The sequence below is a fragment of the Paraburkholderia sp. CHISQ3 genome (genome assembly GCF_030464945.1).
GTDB lineage: Bacteria > Pseudomonadota > Gammaproteobacteria > Burkholderiales > Burkholderiaceae > Paraburkholderia > Paraburkholderia megapolitana.
In genome coordinates, this window is record NZ_JALPRG010000013.1 from 268,193 (window position 1) to 287,644 (window position 19,452).

General features: G+C 60.1%; 20 protein-coding genes and 2 pseudogenes. 11 read left to right on the forward strand and 11 right to left on the reverse strand.

Features of this window, described 5'->3' with window-relative positions:
* The first annotated feature begins 47 nt into the window (after positions 1-47).
* Positions 48-1,214, forward strand: a complete 1,167-nt coding sequence (locus M0D65_RS27830; RefSeq protein WP_266255437.1) for a serine hydrolase — start codon at positions 48-50, stop codon at positions 1,212-1,214.
* Positions 1,215-1,451: 237 nt separating this feature from the next.
* Positions 1,452-2,336 (forward strand): MipA/OmpV family protein, encoded by an 885-nt coding sequence (locus tag M0D65_RS27835; RefSeq protein WP_266255438.1) that lies wholly within the window; start codon positions 1,452-1,454, stop codon positions 2,334-2,336.
* 17 nt (positions 2,337-2,353) lie between these two features.
* Here the strand turns inward: M0D65_RS27835 and hpaH are convergent, their stop codons facing one another.
* The 6 genes from hpaH to M0D65_RS27865 are packed head-to-tail and all read right to left on the reverse strand — an operon-like array spanning position 2,354 to position 7,583.
* Positions 2,354-3,157, reverse strand: coding sequence for a 2-oxo-hept-4-ene-1,7-dioate hydratase (gene hpaH, locus M0D65_RS27840; RefSeq protein ID WP_266255439.1), 804 nt, complete (start codon positions 3,155-3,157; stop codon positions 2,354-2,356).
* A 27-nt stretch (positions 3,158-3,184) separates the two neighbouring features.
* Positions 3,185-3,589 carry a 5-carboxymethyl-2-hydroxymuconate Delta-isomerase gene (locus tag M0D65_RS27845; protein ID WP_266255440.1) on the reverse strand — a complete coding sequence of 135 codons (405 nt, stop codon included), beginning with the start codon at positions 3,587-3,589 and terminating at the stop codon, positions 3,185-3,187.
* A 32-nt stretch (positions 3,590-3,621) separates the two neighbouring features.
* Positions 3,622-4,485: a 3,4-dihydroxyphenylacetate 2,3-dioxygenase gene (hpaD, locus tag M0D65_RS27850; RefSeq protein WP_266255441.1), complete on the reverse strand. Its 864-nt coding sequence runs from the start codon at positions 4,483-4,485 to the stop codon at positions 3,622-3,624.
* A 51-nt stretch (positions 4,486-4,536) separates the two neighbouring features.
* Complete coding sequence (gene hpaE / locus M0D65_RS27855; RefSeq protein WP_266255442.1) at positions 4,537-5,994, reverse strand: 5-carboxymethyl-2-hydroxymuconate semialdehyde dehydrogenase; 1,458 nt, start codon at positions 5,992-5,994, stop codon at positions 4,537-4,539.
* Positions 5,995-6,027: 33 nt separating this feature from the next.
* Positions 6,028-6,798: a fumarylacetoacetate hydrolase family protein gene (locus M0D65_RS27860; protein ID WP_266255443.1), complete on the reverse strand. Its 771-nt coding sequence runs from the start codon at positions 6,796-6,798 to the stop codon at positions 6,028-6,030.
* Positions 6,795-7,583 (reverse strand): fumarylacetoacetate hydrolase family protein, encoded by a 789-nt coding sequence (locus tag M0D65_RS27865; protein WP_266255444.1) that lies wholly within the window; start codon positions 7,581-7,583, stop codon positions 6,795-6,797. The genes M0D65_RS27860 and M0D65_RS27865 overlap by 4 nt, the downstream gene beginning before the upstream one ends.
* A 244-nt stretch (positions 7,584-7,827) precedes the next feature.
* On the opposite strand from M0D65_RS27865, the gene hpaR reads away from it, so the two are divergent.
* On the forward strand, positions 7,828-8,238 hold the full coding sequence (gene hpaR / locus M0D65_RS27870) for a homoprotocatechuate degradation operon regulator HpaR (protein ID WP_091016904.1): 411 nt from the start codon (positions 7,828-7,830) through the stop codon (positions 8,236-8,238).
* Positions 8,235-8,936, forward strand: coding sequence for a 4'-phosphopantetheinyl transferase superfamily protein (locus tag M0D65_RS27875; protein ID WP_266255445.1), 702 nt, complete (start codon positions 8,235-8,237; stop codon positions 8,934-8,936). The genes hpaR and M0D65_RS27875 overlap by 4 nt, the downstream gene beginning before the upstream one ends.
* A gap of 7 nt (positions 8,937-8,943) precedes the next feature.
* Here M0D65_RS27875 and M0D65_RS27880 read toward each other — a convergent pair whose 3' ends face one another.
* Positions 8,944-9,432, reverse strand: a complete 489-nt coding sequence (locus M0D65_RS27880) for a hypothetical protein (protein ID WP_091016783.1) — start codon at positions 9,430-9,432, stop codon at positions 8,944-8,946.
* A 341-nt stretch (positions 9,433-9,773) separates the two neighbouring features.
* On the opposite strand from M0D65_RS27880, the gene M0D65_RS27885 reads away from it, so the two are divergent.
* Positions 9,774-10,706: a tannase/feruloyl esterase family alpha/beta hydrolase gene (locus tag M0D65_RS27885; protein ID WP_266255446.1), complete on the forward strand. Its 933-nt coding sequence runs from the start codon at positions 9,774-9,776 to the stop codon at positions 10,704-10,706.
* A gap of 529 nt (positions 10,707-11,235) precedes the next feature.
* Here the strand turns inward: M0D65_RS27885 and M0D65_RS27890 are convergent.
* Positions 11,236-11,787: pseudogene (locus M0D65_RS27890) on the reverse strand (tyrosine-type recombinase/integrase); the annotation flags it as partial.
* 16 nt (positions 11,788-11,803) lie between these two features.
* Between M0D65_RS27890 and M0D65_RS27895 the strand changes: the two are divergent.
* The 5 genes from M0D65_RS27895 (at position 11,804) to M0D65_RS27915 (ending at position 15,981) form a co-directional block, all read left to right on the forward strand.
* On the forward strand, positions 11,804-11,965 hold the full coding sequence (locus tag M0D65_RS27895) for a hypothetical protein (RefSeq protein WP_266255447.1): 162 nt from the start codon (positions 11,804-11,806) through the stop codon (positions 11,963-11,965).
* Between the two features lie 46 nt (positions 11,966-12,011).
* Positions 12,012-12,254 carry a hypothetical protein gene (locus M0D65_RS27900; protein WP_266255448.1) on the forward strand — a complete coding sequence of 81 codons (243 nt, stop codon included), beginning with the start codon at positions 12,012-12,014 and terminating at the stop codon, positions 12,252-12,254.
* 159 nt (positions 12,255-12,413) lie between these two features.
* On the forward strand, positions 12,414-13,928 hold the full coding sequence (locus M0D65_RS27905) for a hypothetical protein (protein WP_266255449.1): 1,515 nt from the start codon (positions 12,414-12,416) through the stop codon (positions 13,926-13,928).
* 80 nt (positions 13,929-14,008) lie between these two features.
* A complete protein-coding gene (locus M0D65_RS27910; RefSeq protein ID WP_266255450.1) occupies positions 14,009-15,301 on the forward strand; it encodes an AAA family ATPase in 1,293 nt (430 codons plus the stop codon).
* The gene (locus M0D65_RS27915; protein ID WP_266255451.1) at positions 15,298-15,981 is read left to right on the forward strand and encodes a retron system putative HNH endonuclease; all 684 of its coding nucleotides are present in this window, start codon (positions 15,298-15,300) and stop codon (positions 15,979-15,981) included. The genes M0D65_RS27910 and M0D65_RS27915 overlap by 4 nt, the downstream gene beginning before the upstream one ends.
* 180 nt (positions 15,982-16,161) lie before the next feature.
* Here M0D65_RS27915 and M0D65_RS27920 read toward each other — a convergent pair whose 3' ends face one another.
* Positions 16,162-16,434, reverse strand: a complete 273-nt coding sequence (locus M0D65_RS27920) for a hypothetical protein (RefSeq protein ID WP_266255452.1) — start codon at positions 16,432-16,434, stop codon at positions 16,162-16,164.
* A gap of 77 nt (positions 16,435-16,511) precedes the next feature.
* Between M0D65_RS27920 and M0D65_RS27925 the strand changes: the two are divergent.
* Positions 16,512-17,926: pseudogene (locus M0D65_RS27925) on the forward strand (ISNCY family transposase).
* 502 nt (positions 17,927-18,428) lie between these two features.
* On the opposite strand, the gene M0D65_RS27930 reads toward M0D65_RS27925, so the two are convergent.
* Both M0D65_RS27930 and M0D65_RS27935 read right to left on the reverse strand, forming a co-directional pair.
* The gene (locus M0D65_RS27930; RefSeq protein ID WP_266255453.1) at positions 18,429-18,890 is read right to left on the reverse strand and encodes a DUF3828 domain-containing protein; all 462 of its coding nucleotides are present in this window, start codon (positions 18,888-18,890) and stop codon (positions 18,429-18,431) included.
* A gap of 3 nt (positions 18,891-18,893) precedes the next feature.
* Positions 18,894-19,265 (reverse strand): CHAP domain-containing protein, encoded by a 372-nt coding sequence (locus M0D65_RS27935; protein ID WP_266255454.1) that lies wholly within the window; start codon positions 19,263-19,265, stop codon positions 18,894-18,896.
* Positions 19,266-19,452: the final 187 nt, after the last annotated feature.

The window sequence follows — 19,452 nt, forward strand, 5'->3', positions numbered from 1 at the left end:
CGCAGCGACACGCGGATTGCACGATTTCTTCCAGGAGACATCGCCCCATGAACACCGCCAGTCGACGGACGTTTCTGAAAAACCTCGGCGCAATGTGCGCTGCGAATTCGCTAACGCTACTGGCCACACCCACGCAGGCAGCGGTTCCTGCCGCAACCGACTGGCAAATCATCACACCGGAAGCAGCCGGGTTCAAACCGGGTCTCGTGGGCCGCTTCGACAAGCTCGAGGCAAGCGGCCGGCTTGCCGGGGTGCACGGCGTGGTCGCGCTACGAGATGGCCACATCGTCTTCGAGCGCTACTTCAAAGGCGACGATGCGAGCCGGCGCGGCCCGTTGGGCGAGGTCGAGTTTGGTCCCGACACACTGCACGATATTCGCTCGGTGACGAAGAGCATCGTCGGGCTGCTGTACGGTATCGCGCTCGCCCGCGGCCAGGTTCCCGCAGTCGAACAGTCGCTGCTTGCGCAGTTCCCCGAGTATCCCGATCTCGCCGCCGACCCGCAGCGCGCCCGCCTGACCATCCGCGACGCACTGTCGATGACGCTCGGCATGCAATGGAACGAGAAGCTGCCGTACACCGATCCAGCGAACGGCGAGACCGCGATGGACGCCGCCGCCGATCGATACCGCTACGTGCTCTCCCGTCCGGTGGTCGGCGACCCGGGCAAGGGCTGGATCTATAGCGGTGGCAACGTCGCACTGGTGGCGAAAATCATCGAGAAGGGAACGGGCCGCAACTTGCCCGACTTCGCGCGCGAGGTGCTCTTTGCACCGCTCGGGATCGGTTCGACGGAATGGGCCAAGGACGCCGATGGCGAAGTGTACGCGGCGTCCGGCCTCCGGCTGACGCCACGCGAGCTGGCGAGGATCGGTCAGATGGTGCTCGCCGACGGCCAGTGGAACGGCAAGACGGTCGTGCCGGCCGGGTGGCTGCACGAGAGTTTCCGCCCGGCTGCGCTCGTCGATATCGGCTATCCCGGGCTGCATTACGGCTACCTCTGGTACGTCGGCGAGGCATTGCAGGAAGGCAAGGGCGGTAGCTACGGCGAACGTTTCGTCGCGGCGATCGGCAACGGCGGGCAGCGGCTCTTTGTCTTTCCCGGACTCGATTTCGTGTTGTGCGTGACTTCGGGCAACTACAACTCCCCAGACCAGTGGCGTGCGCCTTCGGCGATTCTCTCCGAGATATTCCTGCCGGGCCTCGCGAGTTGAGTCACACGTGTTCGCGCCAGGTACACCACTTGCTTGAATGCGACAGCCGGACGCGCAAATCTGACCTGTTTGAAGCGAAATCGCTGTTAGCGCATTCCGGCCGCGGCAACTTCTGCATTGCGCCGTGTCGTTGTTACGTGATGGCAACCGTAGCGCCGCATCATGGCGCCGCCCGATGCCATTTTTGCCGATCGCTCGCATGCAAGAGTTGACGGCGCGTAGCCGGGAGTTCGTGGAATGTGGATAACAAGGAAAAAACCGACCTGCAAGCCGACGCCACGCGTGCTCGTGTGGACGATCGCGTGCGGCTGCGGTGTGGCGATGGCGCCCGCTCACGCGCAGACGCCTTCACCGCTCGCGGAATGGCAGTATTCGGCCGGAGTGCCGCTGCAAAAAATGTTTGACCCCGATCCAGCCAGCACACCCAACTGGCAGTTCAGTTTCGGCGCGGCGGCCGCCTTCCAGCCGCGCTCCGATGGCTCGGACCGCTACCGCGTGCTGGCAGGCCCGAGTATCGACTTGCGCTATCGCGATCTGTTTTTCGCGTCGACCGGCGAGGGCGTCGGCGCCAACGTGATCAACACCGACCACTGGCGCACGAGCATTGCGATTGCCTACGACCTGGGGCGCCGCGCCGCCGACGATCAGCAGCACCTGAACGGCCTCGGCAATATCAACCCGGCAGCCGAGATCAAGATCGCCACCGACTACGTCATATCCAAAGACTTTCCGCTCGTGCTGCGCGCGGATTTGCGACGCAGTCTCGGGGGCACCGATGGATGGATCGGCGACATCAGCGCGTATATGCCGCTGCCCGGCAGCTCGAAGAAGTTCTTCTGGTTCGGCGGACCGACCGCCACCTTTGCGGATTCGCGCTACATGAACCGCTGGTTCGGCGTGACCGGCGCGCAGTCCGCGCGCTCAGGCTACCCGAGCTATTCGGCCAATGCAGGGCTCAAGTCGGTCGGCGCCGGTATCACGATGATCTGGTTCATCAACAAGCACTGGTTCATGACCGCCGACGGCGCGATCGAACAGCTAGTGGGTCGTGCAGCGCATAGTCCGATCACGCAGCGTTCGACGAATGGGGTGGCGGACATGTCGATCAACTATCAGTTCTGATGCCGTACTGGATGCGCTCAGACGAAGTTCAGACCGATCGCGCCGAGCGGCCCGTAGTCGACATGGAAGGTATCGCCGGCGCGCGCCGGAATCGGACTCGTGAACGAGCCGCTCAGGATCACGTCGCCGGCGTTCAGATGTTCGTCGTACGGTGCGATCTTGTTCGCGAGCCACGCCACGCCGGTCGCCGGATGATTGAGCACGGCCGCCGCGAGCCCGCTTTCCTCGATTGCGCCGTTGCGATAGAGCAGGGCGCCGACCCAGCGCAGATCGACGTCGAGCGGCCGGATCGGCCGACCGCCCAGCACGATGCCGGCGTTCGCCGCGAAGTCGGAGATCGTGTCGTAGACCTTGCGCGGCGCTTTGGTTTCGCGATCGAACTGCTCGATGCGTGCATCGATGATCTCGACGGCCGGCGTGACCCACGCGGTCGCGTCGAGCACGTCGAACAGCGTCACGCCCGGGCCGGTTAGCGGGCGACTCAGGATGAACGCCAGTTCGACTTCGACGCGCGGCGCGATGAAGCGATCCGCACGGATGTCCTGACCGTTTTCGATAAACATGCTGTCGAGCAGCGGTGCATAGTCGGGTTCGTCGATCTGCGATGCCCGTTGCATGGCGCGCGAGGTGAGTCCGATCTTGCGGCCCTTCACGACCTGTCCTTCAGCCAGTTTCAGTTTCAGCCATTCGCGCTGGATCGCATAACCGTCCTGCACGGTCATCTGCGGATAGGTGCGCGAGAAATGGCGCAACTGCGTGCGGTTTTTCTCGGCGTGATCGAGCTGGGCGGCGAGGTCGCGGATAGTCTGTTCGTCTAGCATGAGGGTCCCGTGCGGCAGTGTGCTCACTCAGGCCTTAAGCCGGGAGTGCAGGTTGTTGTGCTTCCACGTGCCGGCTTCGCCGAACTCGTTGATTTCAAGCGAGAGCGCGAGGCCGCGTTGCTCGTAGTCGGCGGCGAAGTGCTGTTTGATGATCTCGAACAGCGCGTCGCCGGTCGCGCGCCGGACCGCTTCGGAGCGGCCCGCGCCGATCTTCAGGTTCGCATGCAGGAATGCGTTGTCGGGCCGGCCGTCGGCAACGCAGTAATGCTCGCAGCGAATCGCCCGCACGCGGATGCCGCCGGTCGGAAAAACGCGTGCGCCGCCATCACTGTCGCGTTGTCCGTCGAGGCTGTGTGCGAGCGCTTTGCAGAGCGGGCCGAGGCGGGTATCGTCGGCGAGGTTTGCGCTGTATTCGAGCGTCAGATGGGGCATGGCGAACTCCTTCGTTTCTGGTCGCGATCGGGTCAGGCGGGTAACGGCGTCACCGGAAAAACCGCATTGATCTGGCCGGTGCCCGAGCTGCCGAAATACGGCGTGATCACTTCGGCCTTGCCGTCGTAACGGTCCCAACCGAGTGCACCGAGCAGCATCGCAGTATCGTGCATACCGCCTTCGCCCCAGCATTTCTCGTTGTAGAGCGGCAGCATCGCGCAGAACGTCGACCAGTCGCCGGCCTCCCAGAGATCGACGACCTTGCGGTCCATCTGCTCGAGAAACGGACTCCAGACCTTGTGCATGAACTGCTCGGCGGTGCCGTTGTCCGCGAAGTGATGGCTCAGCGAGCCGCTTGCAAGTATCGCGACCGTGCCGTCGTAACGTTCCTCGATAGCCTTGCGCACGGCGAGGCCGAAGCGGGCGCTTGTTGCGAGGTCGTGCCACATGCACCAGCCGGCCACCGATACCGTGCGGAAATGCTGATCCGCATTCATGTAGCGCATCGGCACCAGCGTGCCGTATTCGAGCTCGAGCGTGGTCTCGCTGTGCGCGCGGCTTTTCACGCCCATTTCGTTGGCGACGTCCGCGATCAGATGACCAAGTTCGACGTTGCCCGGATACGCATACGGCATGTTGCGGATGAAATGCGGTAGCTCGTTGCTCGTATAGACGCCTTCGAAATGCGGTGCGCAGTTCACGTGATACTCGCTGTTCACGAGCCAGTGCACGTCGAACACGACGATCGTATCGACGCCGAGCGCGCGGCAGCGACGACCGATCTCATGATGACCGTCGATCGCCGCCTGGCGGCAGCCTTTGTGCGGACCGTCCAGCTCCGACAGATACAGCGACGGCACATGCGTGATTTTGGCCGCCAGCGCGAGCTTGCCCATCGATGTCTCCAGTGACGCGCCGCGTGGTAACGCGATGCGCGTGCCGATCGGTTATACGCCCCAGCGCGGAATGTGATGCGAGCCGAGCGACAGACACACGTTCTTCGGTTCGAGAAACACTTCATAGCTCCAGGTGCCGCCTTCGCGACCCACGCCCGATGCCTTCGTCCCGCCGAACGGCTGCCGCAGATCGCGCACGTTCTGGCTGTTGACGAAGCACATGCCGGCTTCGATCGCAGCGGCAACACGGTGCGCGCGACCGGCATTCTCGGTCCAGATGTAGCTCGACAGACCGTAGGCGATGTCGTTCGAGAGTCGCACTGCATCGGCTTCGTCGTTAAACGGAATCAGGCACGCGACCGGGCCGAAGATCTCTTCCTGCGCGATACGCATCCGGTTGTCGACATCGACGAATACCGTGGCCGGCACAAAATTGCCTTGCCGCAACGCATCGGGCAGATCGCGCACATCGAGCCCGCCGCACGCAAGCGTTGCGCCTTCCTTCGGCCCGAGTTCGATATAGCTGCGCACTTTGGCGAGGTGCGCCTGGCTGATCATCGGTCCGATAGTCGTGCTGTCCGCCATTGGATCGCCGACCGTGAGGCGCTTCGCGCGTTCGATAAAGCGCTCGGCGAAACGCGCGTAGATCGAGCGTTGCACGAGAATCCGCGAACCCGCGGTGCAGCGCTCGCCGTTGTTCGAGAAGATCATGAAAACTGCCGCATCGAGTGCGCGTTCGAAATCGGCGTCGTCGAAAATCACGAACGGCGACTTGCCGCCGAGTTCCATCGAGAATTTCTTCAAGCCCGCGGTCTGCACGATCCGGTTGCCCGTTGCCGTCGATCCGGTGAACGACACGGCGCGCACGTCCGGATGCGCGACGAGCGGCTCGCCGGTTTCCTTACCGTAGCCGTGCACGACGTTGAGCACGCCGGCCGGAATGCCGGCCTCGAGTGCGAGCTGGCCCAGCATCGAAGCCGTGAGCGGCGACAGCTCGCTCATCTTCAGGACTGCGGTATTGCCGAAGGCGAGGCAGGGCGCGACCTTCCATGTTGCCGTCATGAACGGTACGTTCCATGGCGAAATCAGCGCGCACACACCGACAGGGTGGAACAGCGTGTAGTTTAGATGCGTATCGGTAGGGTACGTATGGCCGTCGACCCGTGTGCACATCTCCGCGAAGTAATGAAAATTATCGGCTGCACGCGGCACGAGCTGCTTGCGCGTCTGCGAAATGGTCTGGCCGGTGTCGTTGGTTTCCGCGGCGGAAATGTCCGGCACGTTCTTCGCAATCAGCTCGCCTAGCTTGCGGATCAGCTTGGCACGCTCGGCCGCGGGTTTGCTTGCCCAAGCGGGGAACGCATCTTTTGCCGCATGCACCGCGGCATCGACTTCGGCCGCTGTGCCGCGCGCAACTTCGGCGAGAACCTGCTGATTCGCCGGGTTGACGGTTTCGAAATAGTCGGCACCCGTTTGCTCGCGGCCGTTGATCAGATGTTCGATGCGCATGGCAATGTCCTTGTTCTCGGGGAGCGAAGCGGATCAGGGCCGTGCCTGGCGGCGACCGAACACCGCATCCGCTGCAATCGTGTTGACGAGCCGCCCCAGTCCGTCGATCTCGCAGACGACTTCGTCGCCGGCTTCGACGTTGACGACGCCTTCCGGCGTGCCGGTCAGGATGACGTCGCCAGGTGCCAGCGTCATGAAGCTGCTCAGGTATTCGATCAGCGCGGGGATATCGGTGACGAGATCGCGCGTATTGCCGTGTTGCTGCAACGTGCCGTTCACATAGGTGCGCAAACCGAGTTGCGTGACGTCCGCGATATCGGCGGCATCGACGAGCCAAGGGCCGAGCACGGTCGCGCCGTCGCGATTTTTAACGCGCAGGTTGGGGCGGTAGTAGTTTTCGAGGTAGTCGCGGATCGCGTAGTCATTCGCGATCGTATAGCCGGCTACACAGGCCATTGCCGCATCGCGCGCGACGTTGCGTGCCGTGCGGCCGATCACGACAGCGAGTTCGCACTCGTAATGCATGAAGGCTACGCCGTCGGGGCGACGTGTGAAGCCGCGATGTCCAAGCACCGCGCCAGGGCCTTTCAGAAAAACCAGAGGCTCTTCCTGCTGCGAGAATTGCAGCTCTTTCGCATGCTCCGCATAGTTCAGGCCGAGCGCGAAGATCGTGCCGACCTCGAACGGCGCGAGCCATACGACTTCTTCTTCACGCAGCACGCGGCCATCGGCGAGTTGCACGCCGTTGCCGGCAGGATGCGCCTCATGAATAGCGCCGGCATAGGCGACGCGGGCGCGCATCATGACCGGTCTCCTTGCATGGCATCCGCGCCGACGAACGACAGACGCAGCGCCGGCCAGTCCGCTATCGTCATGATCGCGGTATCGCCGGCGTGCGCAACAGGCGAGCCGTACGGCACGCCCAACGTGAGCACATCACCCGCGGACAGCGTCATGAACTCCGTGACGTCGGCAAGCAGTCGCGCGACGCTGCGCACGGTTGTCGCCGTGTTCGCGACGAAAGGCGCACGCCCCTCGATGTGAACCGCAATCGATAGATTGTCCGGGTCCGCGACGTGACGCCGCGCGACGATAGCGGGGCCGATCGCGCAGAAGCGATCCCGTGCGCGAAAACGTACCGATGGGCGATACACGCTTGCGTGTGGAATGCTGAGATCGGCGACGATCGTGTACCCGGCGATGTACTCGAATGCATCGGCGGCGGTAATACGCGTTGCCGTGCGCCCAATCACGATGCCCAGCGATGCACCGACCTCGATGCCAGGCCCGCTCGCACCAGCAACGTTTTCGGGCACGGTGACGCACGTGCCGTGACCGGTCAGCGTGTTGCGCGGCTTGACGTAGAGAATCGGCGCTTTAGGGGGAGCCTTGTAGGGTGCCTCATGCACAGCATCGCCGAGTGCGGACAACGCCGCACGGTCGTTCAGCAGTGTGCCGTACACCATACCCGTCACGGGGACCGCGCACGTCACACGTTGCGACAGCAGCGCGGCCGCTGTCTGCGCATCGGTATCGCGCGGTAGCGGGTCACCTTCAACGTGAAACAGATAGTCGGCAAGTGCGAACATGAGGTTCAATAACGTCTGCAAACAAGGGGTAGCGCATCGCGGTTTGGCGAAACACTAACATGTTAGTATTATTGAGCCTGCTCAGATTGGCGGTCAACAGACTTTTCTTCATGCACGGGTTTTCCCCGAAGCTGACAGAGAGCGTCGCTCCACCGCTGAATGCCCACCCGTCTTTCCTCTGCTATTGAACGGTCCCGTCATGCCAGTCACCGATGCCACGCTCGTTTCGCACCGCAACCTGCCGATGTTGCTGCTGCGCGCACGCGAAAAGATGATGGAGCGCTTTCGCCCGTTGATTACCGCACATGGGTTGACCGAACAGCAATGGCGCATCATCCGCGCGCTCAATGAGCAGGGGCCGATGGAACCGCGCCAGATCTCCGACATCTGTACGATCTCGAGTCCGAGTATGGCGGGGGTGCTTGCGCGTATGGAAAGCCTCGGGCTCGTTACAAAAGAACGCTTCGCTGACGATCAACGCCGCGTGCTTGTCGAGCTGACCGACGCAAGTATCGATCTCGTGCGGGTGATATCGAAAGACCTCGAGGCGAACTATCGCGAACTGGAGCGCAAGGTCGGGCCCGAGGTTGTCGAGCGTGTGTATCGCGCGGTCGACGATCTGCTGGCGGGGCTGGAAGAGGACGAGGAAGCGTGAGACTGGATCCCGCTATCGCCACACGTGTCGCGCACGCGGATCTTCCGCTCGACGTTGAACTGTGGCGCCTCGATATCCCGCAAGACGAAGCCGCGTTACTGCCGATGCGGCATACGCTCGACGCCGCCGAATTGCAGCGCGCGAGCCAATTCCACCGTCTCGTGGATCGCGCATGCTTTATCGTCACCCGCCACATGTTGCGCGCGCTGCTCGCGGCGCGCACGGGGGAGCCTGCGCAAGCGTTGCAATTCGAAACCAATGCACACGGGAAGCCATCGTTGCGCGATTACCCGACACTTGCGTTCAACGTGTCGCATTCGGGCAACCAGGCGCTGATTGCGCTGTCGGCGCAACGCATGGTCGGCGTCGACATCGAGAAACTCGATGCCGCGCTGGACTGGCGGGAAATATCGGAAGTTGCGCTTAGTGCGGATGAATACACGCAGGTCGACAGCATGCCGGACGATGTGCAACCGCAGATGTTCCTGCGCTGCTGGACCGCCAAGGAAGCGCTGCTGAAAGCGACGGGCCTCGGTATTGCGGTTGCCGATGTGCTGCGCGCCACAACCGTCGATCCTCGCTCGGACGAAGTGCAGTGTCTGCAGGTGCGTTCGCTGGAACGCGCACCGCAGCCGCTCTGTTTTCGCTGGATCGATGGGCGGGCGGGCTACGTTTGTTGCATCGCGTGGGGCGCGTGAGTTCAGTTCAGCTGAGCGCCATGCCCAGCGGCGTCTGAGGCGCCTGCATATAGCGGATTCCGTAGTGCAGCGTGCGTCCCCACAGCAGGCCTAGAAGCACGATCGAGAACAGGATGCCCACCGTGCCTGGCGAGCCTCCAGAGAAAAACAGCAACTTGCCGCCAAGACTGACCAGCACGACGATCAGCGGAACGATTCCGCCGGGTCGCTCAATCAGCTTGCGTTCGTGATCGGCACGGACTGCGCCCGCAGTGGCAACGATCCAGCCCGCCCACAAACCGACCGCGATCGCGATCAGCAACAGCACGAAGGAAACCGCGTGCCCTTCGACGCGCTGCTCGATGTTGCCCAGACTCCAGACCGAAAACAGCGCGGGGAAGATCAATAGTCTGGTCACCGACATGATTCTCGGGCGCAACGAACGAACCGCGCGCCAGATGACCAGCGCGAGCACGATCCAGAGCCAGAAGGGTGTTGCTGCGTGTGCAGAGCTCATTTCGACATCGATGGTTCACGAACGTTGGATGGGGACCAGCATCGATTGACGGGGCGATGGTGGCGACGGTTGCGGTTTCAGATTGAACCAGGCCGCGTTATGGAAAAGACATATCGCGTCCAGACGATCCAATCGACATCGGCGACCATTAAACCTGGCTTGCGCCGCAATGTCTGTCCCTGAAACAGCTGACATCGCCGGTCGGATCGACTCAACGGGCGATGACCCGCCTTGTGCATCGATCACACATCGTGATTGCTGCCATAAAATCATTTCAATTGTTTGATCGATGCGCGACTTCTACGCTTGCTCCGGCTATCTACAACAAATCGGAGACAATCATGCCGCGAATCCCGGTGTTCGTGTGGCGTCGCGTCGGTCGCGATGTCGTGACGCAGTTATGCCGTCGTGCAACGTGCGGTATTCGCGGGCATCTGAGCGGGTTGATATCTCTCGCGGTCGTGGTGTCTGTCGCCGCGCTTTCAGGCTGCTCCAGCGATGGAATCGAGGCCAGCGCCATCGCACCCGACTGCGCGAGCCTGTTGCATACGCAGATCGCCAACACCACGATCACGACCGCCACGTTGATACCCGCGGGCACGGATCTCAAGTCCATCACCGGTACTTCCGGCTCATTGGCTGCGCCAACCTGCCGCGTGGTCGCGACCGTCAGCACGCAACCCGGAGAGCAGGTGGGGATAGAGGTGTGGTTGCCGCAAAGCGGCTGGAACGGCCGTCTGTTTGGAGTGGGCTCGGGAGGCTTCGGCGGCGTAATCCCGTACAGCGGAATCGTGTCAGCCGCCGCGCGCGGGTTCGTCGCGGCGGGAACCGACACCGGACACATCGCTTCCACGACGTTCACGTGGATGAACAACCCGGTTCAGTTGAGCGACTGGGGCCATACGTCGATTCATCTAATGACGATTGCAGCCAAAGCGATCACGCAAACGTACTACGGGCACGGTGCGCAGCACGCGTACTACGAGGGCTGTTCGACCGGTGGCGCCGAGGGGATGGAGGAAGCCGAATATTTTCCCGCCGACTATGACGGCATTCATGCGGGATCGCCGGGGATGGCCTATAGCCATCTGATGGAGAGTTTCATGTGGGGCGGGGTGCTTCCGGCGAAACAGCCAGCGTCTCTGCTCACGTCGACTGCGCTGTCGGCGATGAGTCATGCAGTACTGACGAGCTGCGGGGGGACTTCCGCGGTTGCGGATGGCTACCTCGCCAATCCGCTAGCGTGCCATTTCGATGTCACTCAGTTGGGGTAATCGTCCTTTTCGTGCAAAATCTGGCGGTTTGTTTTAATTTTCCTTTAAAAATCAAATGCTTGAATACGCTGCAATTTCTCGATACCGCGTCCTTTCGATGCAAAATCTGGCGCTTTCGTCTAGTCGCAGCGGCAATGGATATGGTTGTCTGACGTGGTTGTTGCGCGTCGCACCGCGCAGCAAGCTTCGTCGGGTCAGCGTCACGCGTCTCACGAGTCTGCTCAAGCTGGGCCCCCTTTAAGCCCGATGCGGTTTACCGCGATAACTGACCATTTCCAGTGCCCGTAAGGGGCAGCGATTGTGCTGCGGCGTGCTCCAAAAATTGAGCGGATATCCTGGCTGAGATTTCCGAATCGCCGATTCGGAAATCTCAGCTAGCCAGTACATGCCTGAAAAAACACTCAATCAAGTATTTCTCTCAGGAGCATAGCCTCCAGTTACCAGCACCGTGAGTGCCCAGAGAGCATCTTTCGCTCAATGAACGTCAGCATTCCGGGCAGCACGTTGCCGCCGGATAATCACGTGGTCTTCATTTCCTCAACGAGAAAGCTCCTGCGATCTGCCGGGCTCGCTTGATCTCATCGCTATGCAGGTAAATGGACGTCGTCGAGATCGACGCATGACGCAGGTTGTCCCGCACGGTCGTCAGTTCCGCACCGCGCGCGAGTGCATGAGACGCGTGCGTGTGCCGCATCCAGTGCGGGCTGGCCCTGCGCAGTTTCTCCGCGAGGGCGGGATAATCCGCCTCTACAATTTCGGCCGCTTTCTCGAAGAAGCGCTGCATGACTTTCCAGAGCCGCACCGCACTGATGCTGGCCACGCTGTCTTGCTCGAGGCTGACGATCAGGGGCGTATCCGGGCGCCATCGCACCGGTGTAACCGGTAACCGTCGCTCCGCCAGGTAGCGATCCAGCGCTGCGCGGCCGAGCGGCGGCAACGCGACCTTACCCGCCTTGTGACCTTTCCCGATAAGGCTCACCCAATGGTCACCGTGGGCGTCCGTTTCGATATTGCCGAGCGTGGCGCCGACCAGCTCGCTTGCGCGCAGACCGGTCGCATAGGCGAACCCGCTGTATCTCAGCACCGTGCAGGCGTATGTGGTCGATCCGGCAAGCGCGGGCTACTTCGATGCCATCGCAACGCCGTTCGACTACACGCAGGCGTTCGGTTTCTGGAGCGTCGCGTTTACCTCGGTTGTCGGTCTGTATTTCGCGTGTTTAGGGATTGGAACGGTCGTCAATTTTCTGCGGCGAGCGTGACATGCGCACCGGGCGCTTCCCGGTTTTTCTGCAAACAGGAGGTTCTATGTTCGGTTTGAAGGGTGTTCTCTCTCGTGCTGCTGGCGTGGCTGTGGCAATCGGTGCGGGCGTGGCTGTTGCGCCTGCTGCAAACGCGGCAACGGCGGGTCCGGACTACACGGCGCTGCTGGCCGGTGTCGACTTCACCACGACCATCGCGGCGGTGCTGTCGATTGCTGCGCTCGTGGTCGGTGTGGTGCTGGCAACGCGTGGCGCGAAGATCGTCATCGGCATGGTGCGCGGGGGCTGATTCCGGGTGCCTGCGTGAGGTGGGGCGGGCCTTGTGCTCGCCCTTTTTTCTTCCAGCTACGGGGTGTAGCGATGGACTCAAACACGGCCTGGTACATCGTGATGTTCGTGTGGGGCCTGCTCAGTGGATGGGCAGTTATTCAGGGCATGAGGGGGTGATATGCGTGTGCGTTCGTTGATTGCGGTGTGTCCTGTATTGCTGTTCGGTGCGCTGTTCACCGGGCCGCATCAGGTGGCGTATGCACAGACGCCTCCCGCGTCGTTCGGGTCGACGCTCGGGGCGCTGGTCGCGGCCAATGCGGCGGCTAACGGCTTCGCTGCAGCGGACCCGCGTATCGCTGCAACGGCTGCTGCAATCGGTGCGCGTGCTGCGGCGCTTGCTGCTGCGGCTGCGTCTGCTGCGGGGACGGCGCTGGGGGCGGTGTCATGGGGTGCTGTCGCTGCGGCTGCCGGGATTGGGGCAGTCCTTGGTGCGGTGCCGGTGACGCTTGGCAACGATACGTTGACGCAGTGGCAATTCAATCACGATGGAACAGTGTCGGTGTATGCGCCACCTTCGGGTACGCCTCCAGGTGGTGGAGGGTCGCCCGTTGGTGGGACGGTGTCGCCGTACGCCCCGCTGTCGGCCGGGGTGGTGTACTGGTACATCATGCAGATTACTGCTTCGTCGGCGGATGCTGCGGGTGAGGCGTTTATGGAGCAGGCCGGGTTGCGAAGCTGGAGCATCAAATGTGCCCTCACTGAGCCGTTTGAAAATCAGGCCGTCTGCACGGGTACCCAGACTAACCAGGCGGGTACTGAAGGAAAACCGAGCTTTACGGTCGCCTCGTCCGGACAGAAGTGGACGGGCCCGACCTGCCCGTCCGGTATGGGTACGGCGAGCGGTGGATGTACTGCCTTTGCGCCCCAACAACCCCCGCCACCACCTCCACCCGTAACAACATCGCCAGCAGTTGCTGCCGCTGGCACCAGCGCTGCAGATCAGGCCGACTCATTGAATCCAAAAGTGGCGGCTGCAACCGTTGATGCGTTGTGGTCGTCGGTCGCATCACAGCCAGGGTATCAGGGGCTTCCGTATCCTGTGAATGCGCCGGTAACCGGTGCCCAGGCTGCGGGCGTTGAATCTTCGATTGGCGCATCGTGGCCGACCGTAGGCAGCTTTACCGGTGGTGCGGGCACGACGGCCGGTGGGTCAAGCTCTACGCCTTTTGATACGTCCGTTCCTGCGGCGTCAAATCCTGCATCGTCTGTGCCGGTCGCGACCAATCCGGGCAGCGGTGCACAGATCAATATCGGTCCCGATCCGGGCATCGGTGCGCCCGGTCTTGAACAGACGCCTACCGCTACACAGATCCCCGGTCTGCGTTGTTTTGCGGTGAGTGTATCGCACCCGTGGTTTCGGGCGTCTAGCGTCAGGAGTGTCCGGCACCTGGTCGGAGTCGCTGGTACGGGTGCGGCGGTGCTGCGAAGTGCGAACGGTTATCGCGCGGCTCAGCGCGGCCTGCCGGACCGAGTAGCGGGTGGTAGCGCGAGGGCAGAACGCAAGCGTTGTGGCTGGGCAGGCCCCCCCTCACTGCAAAGCTGCTGTTTGCGGACTATCGCGCCCCGATGGGGCTCGATTGTGGGCGCGTGGCGATGTCCGGCATTTGGGGCAACGACAATCGCAGGCTGTTAGATTTTCTGCCGTCAGACGTTCTGTCGAGGATAATGGGGCCGTACGGCTTTTGACGTTTTCCCCCGGAAAGGATTTTTGACATGAGAGTGGATCGAATTGAGCTGCAAAACTACCGCTGTTATCGGGAATTCGACGTGTCATTTCGGCCCGGCTTCAATGTCATCGCTGGCGTCAACGGCAGTGGCAAGACGTCGCTATTGAAAGGTATCAGCGAAGCGTTGGCGTGCTTGACCCTATATATGCCTATGCGTGCGGGAAATGTTATGCCGCTGCACGACCGCGATGCGGTGCGGATCCAGCGTGATGACTTTGAAGGGCGATACCGTTTCGAGACACAGTATCCCGTCAAGGTGACGGCAACTGGGGAAGCGTTCGGGAAAAGCAGTAAATGGAGTGCGACAAAGACCAGCCAGCCAGATTCTTCGCAGTTTGGCGGACAAATTCCGGGGCAAGTGTGGACGAGCATGCAGCAGTCGGGTGATACCGCGGCACAACACACGCTTCCGCTTATCGCGTTCTATCCCGCTTATCGCCAGTGGCCCCCCTCCCAGCCCAATGAGATAGCTGCTGCTAGCGATCCGCCGTCTCGAACGGACGGATACCAGCGCTGGTGGGATGCCGCGTCCGATTCGACAGGGTTGCAACAGTGGGCTCTTGGCAAAAGTCTGGAGCGGTTGCAGTTTGCTTCTGACCGATCTATCCAGTGGAGCGCAGTTGATGACGATGAACTCGCTTTGGCGAACCTCGCGCTGTCTACTGTCGTTGAGGGGGTTGAGGGACTGCGTTACGATTTTTCGCAGAAAACCTTGTTAATTGAGTGGAGTTCTGCTGACCCCACTCCCTTTCGAAATCTCAGTGATGGTCAGCGAGTGGCCGTCGCTCTGGTTGCGGATATCGCGAGACGCATGTGCTTGCTGAATCCGCACCTTGGCCTAGCGGTTACGAAAGAGACGCCTGGTGTGGTGCTTATCGATGAGTTGGATGTCCATATGCACCCGAAATGGCAGCGCCTTCTCACTAAGGGGTTGTCGGCTGCGTTTCCGCGCGTGCAGTTTATTGCGGCCAGTCATTCACCGCAGGTGCTTGGCGAGCTTCAGCCCGAGCAAATTCTCCTTTTGCATGCGGACGGATGGAGCCATCCGCAAGTTAGCTATGGTTTAGATTCGAGTCGCGTTCTCGATCAGATCATGGAAGCGAAGCCGCGCGCGTCGGAGATCGAGGATATCGTGTCTGCGCTATTTGAGTCCCTAGAGCGGAACGAGCTTGCTGATGCACGCAATTTGCTGCTCAAGTTGAAGGTTTCGGCGCCGGGAATACCGGAGTTGGCCGGCGCGGAGGCATTGCTTAAGCGCAAAGAGGTAATTGGCCGATGAAGTCCGTGACGAAAGGTTTGCCGCCGACATCATTTGAAGATTGGAAGGCTTCGGCTAACGCCGATTGGGAGCCTACTTATCCCGTTTTGCGGGATCCTCAGAAACGGGACTTACACACGGCGTTACTTGCCGAGCAAGGGGGTGTCTGCTGTTATTGTGGGCGTTCTGTCGGGCTCAACGATAGTCACATTGAGCATTTTCGACCGCAGCGTGGCAAGTACAGTCATCTTCAACTGAGCTATGACAATTTGTTTGCGTCCTGTTTTCGGGAACTGGATCCGGGGATGCCGTTGCATTGCGGGCACGCCAAGGGAAATAAGTTCGACGAGGAGCAGCATATATCCCCGCTGGATATTACCTGTGAGGAACGCTTTATTTACACTCAGTTGGGTGATGTCGTGCCACTCGATCCTTTGGACTCACCCGCGAAGTACATGATGAACCTGCTGGCGCTCAATACGCCGTCGTTACGGAATGCTCGAGAAGATGCGGTGAGTAGGGTCTTTGATGCAGATTTTCTAGTCACTGTCAGTTCGGATGAGTTGCGTCTGTTGCGAGATGCGTATCGAAGCCGCGACGGCGAGGGGAGATTGCTGGATTTTGGTCATGTCGTTGCGCGATACGCGGAGCAAAGGCTCAATGACGCACCGGACCTACCTCCGGCACCAGCGGCTATTTGACCAGCTAAAACATTGAATCAGATTGTCAAAAAGGGTTCAGTTTCGCTGTTTGGAGGACGTTCTCCCGGATTTACGCTCGTCCGGGAGGTTATGTGATTCAGTTTGAGCTTTGGCCGCATGAAACAGTGTCTGCTGCCGAGTTAGCGGTCGTGGTTGGGGAAATTCGAAATCTGTACTGGTTTATCCGGAACACGCGTCGCGGTATTCATGACGCGCGTCGTCGGCGTGTTTATCGTAAGATCGAGGTCCAAAAAAAACGCCTGCTGGTTGCAGGCGTCTCGAAGCGGGAGATTCTGGATTTTCTAGCTTGCTGCCGGTCGAAGCAGAGCTGCGGAAAAGGTTGCCTTGGCTGTCCGCCGCAAACGGCGAAGTTTGGACCACAAATTTGACATAATATAAATTAGCGAAAATTTTCGTGTCAGAGCTTTTTAGTAATGTCTGGTTCTGGCTCATTAGAAATGTCCGGTTCCCGGCCCCGGGCTGTAGCTGTGGCGCATGCTCAGGCATGACGCACAGCCCGGGAGCCGGACATGAACGGACGTGGATTCATCACGATAAGCATGCACGAGCTCGAGCGTGTGAAGGTCATCGAGGCAGTCGTCGAGCACGGTCTGACGATCGTGCTGGCAGCCGAACGCCTGCAGCTATGTGAGCGTCAGGTCAGCCGGCTGGTGAAGCGCTATGAAGCCGCTGGTCCCGCCGGGCTGGTATCGGCGCGACGTGGACAGCCCAGTAACCGTGAGTTGCCCATCGATCTACGGGCGCGTGCCATGGCGCTGGTGCGTGAGCGCTATGCCGATTTCGGGCCGACGCTGGCGTGCGAGAAACTTGCTGAATGCCACGGTATGGTACTGGGCAAGGAAACCGTGCCGCGCTGGATGCGTGAGGCCGGGCTGTGGATTCCCCGCAGGCTGCGGCCAGCGAAGCTTCATCAGCCGAGGAACCGCCGCGCGTGTCTGGCGAACTGATCCAGATTGATGGCAGCGATCACCGGTGGTTTGAGGAGCGCGCGCCGGCGTGCACGTTGCTGGTATTCATCGACGACGCAACAGGCCGGTTGATGGAGTTGCACTTCACGGCCACCGAGTCGACTTTCAGTTATTTCGAGGCGACGCGCCACTACCTTGAACAGCATGGCAAGCCGGTGGCACTGTATAGCGACAAGGCCAGCGTATTTCATTGCAACAGCCATTCAGCGACGCCTGGCAAGGGCGTGACGCAGTTCGGGCGGGCGCTGTACGAGTTGAATGTGGACACATTCTGTGCGAACAGCAGTCAGGCGAAGGGACGCGTCGAGCGCGCAAACCTGACGTTGCAGGACCGGCTTGTCAAGGATCTGCGCCTGCGCGGCATCAGCACAAAGGAAGCGGCCAACGCTTATGCGCCCCACTTCATGGCTGACTTCAACGGCCGGTTTGGCAAGGTGCCCAGGAGCACATTCGATGCACACCGGCCGTTACGTGCGGATGACGATCTCGATCTGATCCTGACATGTCGCGTGCCGCGGCGCGTGTCGAAGGTATTGACGGTGCAGTATGACCGGGTGATCTATCTGCTTGAGGACACGGCTGCAAACCGCAGCCTGATTCACCGCTATCTGGACGTATTTGAGTACCCTGACGGGCGCATCGAGCTCCGCGTCAATGGCGCTGCCCTGCCCTGTGTGCCGTATGACCGGCTCTCCGAGATTGACCAGGCGGCTGTAGTCGATAACAAGCGGCTGGGACACACGTTGCAGATGGCGCAGGTGATCCAGGCACAACGTGATAACCGGCGTATCTCCGGTTCGCCGTCGAGGACGAACCAGGGCGAGGCGCCGCGCCTGAAGGAGCGCAAGGTAGGCACCCGGACACAGCGCGAACTGACGCGGGAAGACCTGAACGCCGCGATCCTCGCGACCGCCGGAACGCGGGTTGGCCCGGTGTTTAAAAGCCCTTTCAGATAGAGATTTATGGACCTTGAAACCGGACATTTCTAAAAAGCCGGAACCCGGACATTTCAATCTGGCCTCGACATTTGCACGCTTCATAAGCTAATCGAAAGACGTGACTCACACAGCAAATCGCCCCAAAAAGCCGCCTCGAGACCTACGCCGCATCCTCCAACGCCACGAAAAAACGATCCAGCGCTGGCTCAACGGCACAGCCGCCATTCCGTTCCGGACCGTCGCCGTCCTCAAGCTCCTACGGCTCGAGCACCAGCTAATACGCGACCAGACGGGATTCACTGCGTTTGAACGCGAATACCAGCAACGGCAAATAAAGCAACAACCGACATGCGGCCTCAGCCGGCATCGAACGACGCGTCATTCCTCACACCGGACACATGGTCGCAACTACAACTAGAAATTACGCAACAACACGGATGACAAAGACGCACGCACAAAAAAGCCCCACTTTCCGGGGCTTTTGCACGGCAGACTTACGGACGCTGTCGCTCGTTCACCGTCACGAATAATCGACAAGATCATCCACTTTCGTAATCTTCCACACTCCGTCAATTTTCCTTAAAAAAACGACGACTGTGTTCTTTTCTTTAGAACCGAACGTCACGGGGACGATAACAACGTCATCAAGCGTAATTGCTGGATGTAGCGTCATATTGGCTAACCAATCTTTCTCGTCAAAATCTTGCGATTTTGTAAAATACTCTGCGCGATCAGCGAATTTATTTTTCTTGTAATCAAACCGAAGCAAATCAACCGTGCCTTTGTTTACGTAATGGTATATCTCTTTATCCATCAACGGATAATTGCCGTCCTTAGCCAGTCGCGGTATGTACCAGCTATAGAAAGCCCTAGCAGTCGCCTCAGGCGTAGAGGCATTGACCTGCGCAAAGGCCTGGGTCTGGCAAAAAATAAAGCACAGCGCAAGCCACAACTTCATTGATGACGCAATAAATTTAGTCATGGCTTAATTGTGTCGGTAAATCACAACAGGAGGTTTAATATCTCTATACGCTTGGCTTGGGTAATATCCGTGATATTGCCTAAAATCAGAAATCCAGATATTTCCGTCAAACATTGCCATATGACCATACGGGTGATCCGGAATCGGTTGAATCACCGCAACATCACCTTTCATCGGATGCGCCGAACTCAGCAACGGATAAAATCCTGCCGAAAGCAACGGTCCACCGTAATTACGCGCAGCGACCGTATGTTCCAGTTCAACGCCACCAGCACCAACAGCTTCGCGAACATACCGAGCGCACAGGCTATGGCTCGACGGTTGCGCATGCAAGCGAAGGTGATTAACCGCAGCATCTTTGTTCCAGTTTGGCATGGTCGCGGATTATCTCAAAATAACGTAACGTTATTCTAACCCGCTTCAAGTCTCGCCATACAGCGCGCTACTCAAAAAACAGATCTACGTTGCATTACCCGTCGCCATCCAGAACATCCCTATCCCACGATTCTAGGGAAATTCTGCAAAAGTCCTGGTATTGAGAAGCGTATGGACTATCGTGTGA

Coding starts and splice junctions, on each gene's coding strand:
- M0D65_RS27830 (WP_266255437.1), top strand. CDS start 48: ATGAACACCGCCAGTCGACGGACGTTTCTGAAAAACCTCGGCGCAATG.
- M0D65_RS27835 (WP_266255438.1), top strand. CDS start 1,452: ATGTGGATAACAAGGAAAAAACCGACCTGCAAGCCGACGCCACGCGTG.
- hpaH (WP_266255439.1), bottom strand. CDS start 3,157: ATGCTAGACGAACAGACTATCCGCGACCTCGCCGCCCAGCTCGATCAC.
- M0D65_RS27845 (WP_266255440.1), bottom strand. CDS start 3,589: ATGCCCCATCTGACGCTCGAATACAGCGCAAACCTCGCCGACGATACC.
- hpaD (WP_266255441.1), bottom strand. CDS start 4,485: ATGGGCAAGCTCGCGCTGGCGGCCAAAATCACGCATGTGCCGTCGCTG.
- hpaE (WP_266255442.1), bottom strand. CDS start 5,994: ATGCGCATCGAACATCTGATCAACGGCCGCGAGCAAACGGGTGCCGAC.
- M0D65_RS27860 (WP_266255443.1), bottom strand. CDS start 6,798: ATGATGCGCGCCCGCGTCGCCTATGCCGGCGCTATTCATGAGGCGCAT.
- M0D65_RS27865 (WP_266255444.1), bottom strand. CDS start 7,583: ATGTTCGCACTTGCCGACTATCTGTTTCACGTTGAAGGTGACCCGCTA.
- hpaR (WP_091016904.1), top strand. CDS start 7,828: ATGTTGCTGCTGCGCGCACGCGAAAAGATGATGGAGCGCTTTCGCCCG.
- M0D65_RS27880 (WP_091016783.1), bottom strand. CDS start 9,432: ATGAGCTCTGCACACGCAGCAACACCCTTCTGGCTCTGGATCGTGCTC.
- M0D65_RS27885 (WP_266255446.1), top strand. CDS start 9,774: ATGCCGCGAATCCCGGTGTTCGTGTGGCGTCGCGTCGGTCGCGATGTC.
- M0D65_RS27900 (WP_266255448.1), top strand. CDS start 12,012: ATGTTCGGTTTGAAGGGTGTTCTCTCTCGTGCTGCTGGCGTGGCTGTG.
- M0D65_RS27905 (WP_266255449.1), top strand. CDS start 12,414: ATGCGTGTGCGTTCGTTGATTGCGGTGTGTCCTGTATTGCTGTTCGGT.
- M0D65_RS27910 (WP_266255450.1), top strand. CDS start 14,009: ATGAGAGTGGATCGAATTGAGCTGCAAAACTACCGCTGTTATCGGGAA.
- M0D65_RS27915 (WP_266255451.1), top strand. CDS start 15,298: ATGAAGTCCGTGACGAAAGGTTTGCCGCCGACATCATTTGAAGATTGG.
- M0D65_RS27920 (WP_266255452.1), bottom strand. CDS start 16,434: ATGAGCCAGAACCAGACATTACTAAAAAGCTCTGACACGAAAATTTTC.
- M0D65_RS27930 (WP_266255453.1), bottom strand. CDS start 18,890: ATGACTAAATTTATTGCGTCATCAATGAAGTTGTGGCTTGCGCTGTGC.
- M0D65_RS27935 (WP_266255454.1), bottom strand. CDS start 19,265: ATGCCAAACTGGAACAAAGATGCTGCGGTTAATCACCTTCGCTTGCAT.